General features: G+C 70.8%; 5 protein-coding genes. 4 read left to right on the forward strand and 1 reads right to left on the reverse strand.

Annotated features, from left to right (window positions below; genetic code table 11):
- Positions 1-1,245 (reverse strand): sensor histidine kinase (locus I0C86_RS45290; protein ID WP_323374073.1); only part of this gene is annotated, 1,245 nt, incomplete at its 3' end.
- Positions 1,246-1,448: 203 nt separating this feature from the next.
- On the opposite strand from I0C86_RS45290, the gene I0C86_RS36690 reads away from it, so the two are divergent.
- The 4 genes from I0C86_RS36690 (at position 1,449) to I0C86_RS36705 (ending at position 4,771) form a co-directional block, all read left to right on the forward strand.
- Positions 1,449-2,594 carry an LLM class flavin-dependent oxidoreductase gene (locus I0C86_RS36690; RefSeq protein WP_230395401.1) on the forward strand — a complete coding sequence of 382 codons (1,146 nt, stop codon included), beginning with the start codon at positions 1,449-1,451 and terminating at the stop codon, positions 2,592-2,594.
- The gene (locus I0C86_RS36695; RefSeq protein WP_196205909.1) at positions 2,591-3,205 is read left to right on the forward strand and encodes an FMN reductase; all 615 of its coding nucleotides are present in this window, start codon (positions 2,591-2,593) and stop codon (positions 3,203-3,205) included. The genes I0C86_RS36690 and I0C86_RS36695 overlap by 4 nt, the downstream gene beginning before the upstream one ends.
- Positions 3,206-3,339: 134 nt before the next feature.
- A complete protein-coding gene (locus tag I0C86_RS36700; protein WP_196205910.1) occupies positions 3,340-3,810 on the forward strand; it encodes a hypothetical protein in 471 nt (156 codons plus the stop codon).
- 43 nt (positions 3,811-3,853) lie between these two features.
- Positions 3,854-4,771: a copper transporter gene (locus I0C86_RS36705; RefSeq protein WP_196205911.1), complete on the forward strand. Its 918-nt coding sequence runs from the start codon at positions 3,854-3,856 to the stop codon at positions 4,769-4,771.
- Positions 4,772-4,815: the final 44 nt, after the last annotated feature.

The raw sequence follows: 4,815 nt of genomic DNA on the forward strand, positions 1-4,815 counted from the left end.
GTCGTGGGCGGCGACCCGTTCCCGCATGCCGATCAGGCCGAGCCCGCCCGAACCGGGGCGCGGGGCCGGCCCGGCGACGTACCCGCCCCGGCCGTCGTCGGTGACCTCCACCTCGACCTCGCGTCTGAGATACCGGATCCGTACGTCGATGCCGCTGGCCCGGGCGTGCTTGATGGTGTTCGTCACGGCTTCCTGGACGACCCGGTACCCGGCGAGGGACACCGACTCCGGCACCGGCACCGGCTCGCCCAGGATCTTGTACTCGACGGTGAGTCCGGCCTCCCGGGCGCCCCGGAGCAGGCTGTCGACCTGGTCCAGGCCGTATCCGAGGGCCTGGTCGGTCGCGCCCGCGTCGCGCAGCACCCCGAGCATCCGGCGTAACTCGTCGACGGCGGTCCTGGCGCTCTGCTCCACGGCGGCGAGCGCGGTCTTGGCCTTGGCCGGATCCTTGTCCATGACCCGTCGGGACGCGCTCGCCTGGACACCCATCACCGAGACGTGGTGGGCGACGACGTCGTGCAGTTCGCGGGCGATCCGCACCCGCTCCTGCGTCACGGCCCGTTCGGCGTTCTCGACCCGGGACTGCCGCAGCGCCTCGGCCTGGACCTCGAGGAGGTGCTGGCGGCGGGCCGAGGTCCAGGTGCTGTTGCCGAGCAGGTACGCGAGCAGGAAGTAGGCGAGGTTGAACAGGATGCTGGTGATGGCGACCGCGAGGAACGGCGGCAGGGGGCCGGCCGCGCCCACGAACTCCGGCGAGGTCGACAGGACGGAGATGGTGGCCGCGAGGGCGAGCCAGCCGAACATCGCGGCGATGACGCCGATCCGGATCCGGGCCGCCAGTTGGCGGTTCCGTCCCCAGGCTCCGAGGCTGTAGATGGCGACGAAGAGTGCGGCCGAGGACGCCAGCGTCTCCGGGCTCGACCGGGCCTGGGCGGCGATGAAGACGACGGCGGTCACCAGGGTGCACAGTTCCGGTCGGCTGCGCCGCCAGATCAGCGGCAGTCCGACCGCGACCGCCCAGCCGAGCTGTTCGGGCCAGGACGGTGGTGGTCCGAGCGGGAAGCTTCCCATGCTGTTCGACAGGACGACGCTGAGCAGGGCGGCGGCGGCCATCGAGAGACCCAGGTACAGGTCCCGGCGGCGCTGCCGGGGGGTCGGCTCGGGGCGGACCCACGGAGCCGGGCAGTCGTCGCCGGGCGCGGGCGGGCGCGCTGTCTCGTCGTACGGTGCTCGGCCTGCCTTCACCCGACATGGATAACGTATCCGGGTCCCGGTGCACATCCCCGGCGCGCCGGCATGGCGGAGATCACCGATGGTAGTTGGTGCCCCGGCCTTACCGGGTACTCGTGACCTGGCATCTTTCCGGGACGGAATAGTTGACTCAGCAACTATGTTGTGCGGGATGTTCCGGTACCGAACGTGAACCGGGTTTGACGTGAGGAGCTGTCATGCAGTTCGGGGTCTTCACCGTCGGTGATGTGACCACGGATCCGACCAACGGGCGGGAGCCGTCCGAGGCTGAGCGGATCAAGGCGATGGTCGCCATCGCCGTGAAGGCGGAGGAGGTCGGTCTCGACGTCTTCGCCACCGGCGAGCACCACAACCCGCCGTTCGTGCCCTCCTCGCCCACCACCATGCTGGGCTTCATCGCGGCGCGGACGAGCAGGTTGCTGCTGTCGACCGCGACCACGTTGATCACCACCAACGACCCGGTGAAGATCGCCGAGGACTACGCCATGCTGCAGCATCTGGCGGACGGTCGGGTCGACCTGATGATGGGCCGGGGCAACACCGGGCCGGTGTACCCGTGGTTCGGACAGGACATCCGGAACGGCATCCCGTTGGCGATCAACAACTACGAGTTGCTCCGCCGGCTCTGGCGGGAGGACGTCGTCGACTGGCAGGGCAAGTTCCGGACCCCGCTGCAGTCCTTCACCTCGACGCCCCGGCCGCTGGACGGGATTCCGCCGTTCGTCTGGCACGGCTCCATCCGGAGCCCGGAGATCGCCGAGCAGGCCGCGTACTACGGCGACGGGTTCTTCGCCAACCACATCTTCTGGCCCAGGGAGCACACCCAGCGGATGGTCGGGCTGTACCGCCAGCGGTTCGCGCACTACGGCCACGGTTCCGCCGACCAGGCCATCGTGGGTCTCGGTGGGCAGGTGTTCATGCGGAAGAACTCCCAGGAGGCGGTACGCGAGTTCCGGCCGTACTTCGACAACGCCCCGGTCTACGGGCACGGACCTTCGCTGGAGGAGTTCACCGAGCAGACGCCGCTGACCGTGGGCAGTCCGCAGCAGGTGATCGACCGGACCCTGACCTTCCGGGAGTACGTCGGCGACTACCAGCGGCAGCTCTTCCTGCTGGACCACGCCGGGCTGCCCTTGAAGACTGTCCTGGAACAGTTGGACATTCTCGGCGAGGAGGTCGTACCGGTGCTGCGCAAGGAGTTTGACGCGGTCCGTCCCGCACACGTCCCGGAGGCGCCGACGCACGCGTCGCTGATCGCCGAACGGGACGCGGCCCCGGCGCCCGCCGGTGTGGCCACGACCGGCGAGGCGGGTGCGACCAGCGAGGCGAGGTCGGGCCGATGAGCCGGCGCACCCTTGCCGTGGTCTCGGCCGGGCTCCGGCAGCCCTCGTCGACCCGGTTGCTGGCCGACCAGCTCGCCGCGGCGACCGGCGACGAGCTGGACCGGCGGGGCGTACGGGTCCGGACCGAGGTGGTGGAGCTGCGTGACCACGGGCACGACGTGGTCAACCACCTGCTGGCCGGCTTTCCGTCACCGTCGCTGAAGCAGGCCATCGAGACGGTCTCCGGCGCGGACGGGCTGATCGTCGTCTCGCCGATCTTCAACGCCTCCTACAGTGGACTGTTCAAGTCGTTCTTCGACGTGCTCGGCGACGACGCCCTGGTCGACCGGCCGGTCCTGATCGGCGCCACCGGCGGCACCGCCCGACACTCGCTGGCGCTCGAACACGCGCTGCGGCCGATGTTCAGCTACCTGCGGGCGGTCGTGGTGCCCACCTCGGTCTTCGCCGCCCCGGAGGACTGGGCCGGGGGCAACGCCCAGGGCACGCTACGCGGCCGGATCGACCGGGCGGGCCGCGAGCTCGCCGAGCAGGTCAGCCAGCGTGAGGCGACGGCCGGCGCCGACCCGTTCGCCCTGACCACGAGCTTCGACCAGCTCCTGACCGGCGACTGACCGTTCCGCACCGCGCCGTGCGGCGCGAATCGGACCGTGCCGCGCTGTGCGAGTCGAACCGCGCCGTGCGGCTCGGACCGCCCGGACCCGGGTGCCGCAACATCCGGGTCCGGGTCGTCCGGTTGAATGTGCCGATGAGTTCCGCACGGGTGGCCCGGGCCATCAGCCAGGGCACGACCGGCGCCGTCGAGGCGACCAGGGCCAAGGACCCGGCCGCTCTCGACCGGGCGGCCGGAGAGCTGACCGGGCAAAGCCCGGAGCAGGTCGGGCTGGTGCTCGGCGCGGTACTGCGGATGCTGCTGGAGGAGACACATCCGGACGGGCTGGCCGGCGAGGACGTGCAGGCGGTCCTGGAGCGGTGCGTCCGGACCAACATCGACTGGTTTCCCGACCTGGACGTCTCGGTGCTGGCGTTGCTGCTGACCGGCGCACTCGGTGTACACCAGATGGCGGAGGAGATGCCGCCGGCCGATCCGGCGGCCGTGGCCCGGCACGCCCCGCTGCTCGTCGCCGACCTGCTCGCCGTCACCGGCCGGTCGGTCGGCGACTATCTGGACGCCGCACTGACCGAGATCGCGATCTCGGAGACCATGGAACTGCCGTAGCGCCGGCCCCGCGACGGCTCTCGGATGTCCATAAAATGCGGCAATGATCAATTTCCGCTACCACATGGTCTCGCTCGCCGCGGTGTTCCTCGCCCTGGCGGTCGGCGCGGTGTTCGGCACGACGGCGGCGAACGGCGTCGCCTCGGACGTGCTCAGCGACTCGGTCAGCGCGGCGCACAAGGCCAACAAACAGCTCCGCGACACGGCCAACGAGCTCGAGGAAGAGGCGAGTCGTAAGGACGACTACATCAACGAGACCGCGCCGGCCCTGTTGAGCGGAACGTTGACCGGCCGCCGGATCGTGGTGCTGACGACGCCGTCCGGTCGTGAGCATGCTGGCGGCGTCATCGAGAAGATCGGACTGGCCGGGGCCGCCGTAACCGGGCCCATCGACGTGCGGGAAGCCTTCTTCAACCCGAAGAACAGCCTGGATCTGCTCGCCCTGACCCGTACCGTTCCGGCCGGCACGCTGCCGGCCACCGGCGACGGGGTCCGAACCGCCAGCGCACTCCTGGCCACGGTCCTTCTCACCCCCGATCCGTCCGGAGTCCAGACCGACGACCGCCGTTCGGTGGTGTTGTCCGCGTACGCCAGGGCGCAGTATCTCACCGTGCCGGAGCGGCTGGACGGTCCCGCGGACGCCGCGGTACTGGTGACCGGGGCGGCCTACGTCGAGGAGGACTCGGCCGAGCGCAACGCCGCGATCGCGACCATGGCCGCACAGTTCGGCGGGACGGGACGGACCGTCGTGGCGGGCACCGGTGCCGCCGAGGGTAGCGTCATCGAGGCGGTACGCGGTGACGACGCGCTCGCCGCCCGGATCTCGACGGTGGACGGGGTGGCCGGCGTGCAGGGCCAGGTCGTCACGGCGCTCGCGTTGGTCGAGCGGATCGTCGCCGACCGGGTGGGCCGCTACGGCACGGCCGCCGGTGCGGATGCTCTCACGCCACGACGCTGGTGAGACGGTCCCCGGAAGCGGTGAGACGGGGCCTGGAGCGGTCCTCG

It is taken from the genome of Plantactinospora alkalitolerans (assembly GCF_015690345.1).
GTDB classification, from domain to species: Bacteria; Actinomycetota; Actinomycetes; order Mycobacteriales; family Micromonosporaceae; genus Plantactinospora; species Plantactinospora alkalitolerans.

Coding starts and splice junctions, on each gene's coding strand:
- I0C86_RS36695 (WP_196205909.1), top strand. CDS start 2,591: ATGAGCCGGCGCACCCTTGCCGTGGTCTCGGCCGGGCTCCGGCAGCCC.
- I0C86_RS36690 (WP_230395401.1), top strand. CDS start 1,449: ATGCAGTTCGGGGTCTTCACCGTCGGTGATGTGACCACGGATCCGACC.
- I0C86_RS36705 (WP_196205911.1), top strand. CDS start 3,854: ATGATCAATTTCCGCTACCACATGGTCTCGCTCGCCGCGGTGTTCCTC.
- I0C86_RS36700 (WP_196205910.1), top strand. CDS start 3,340: ATGAGTTCCGCACGGGTGGCCCGGGCCATCAGCCAGGGCACGACCGGC.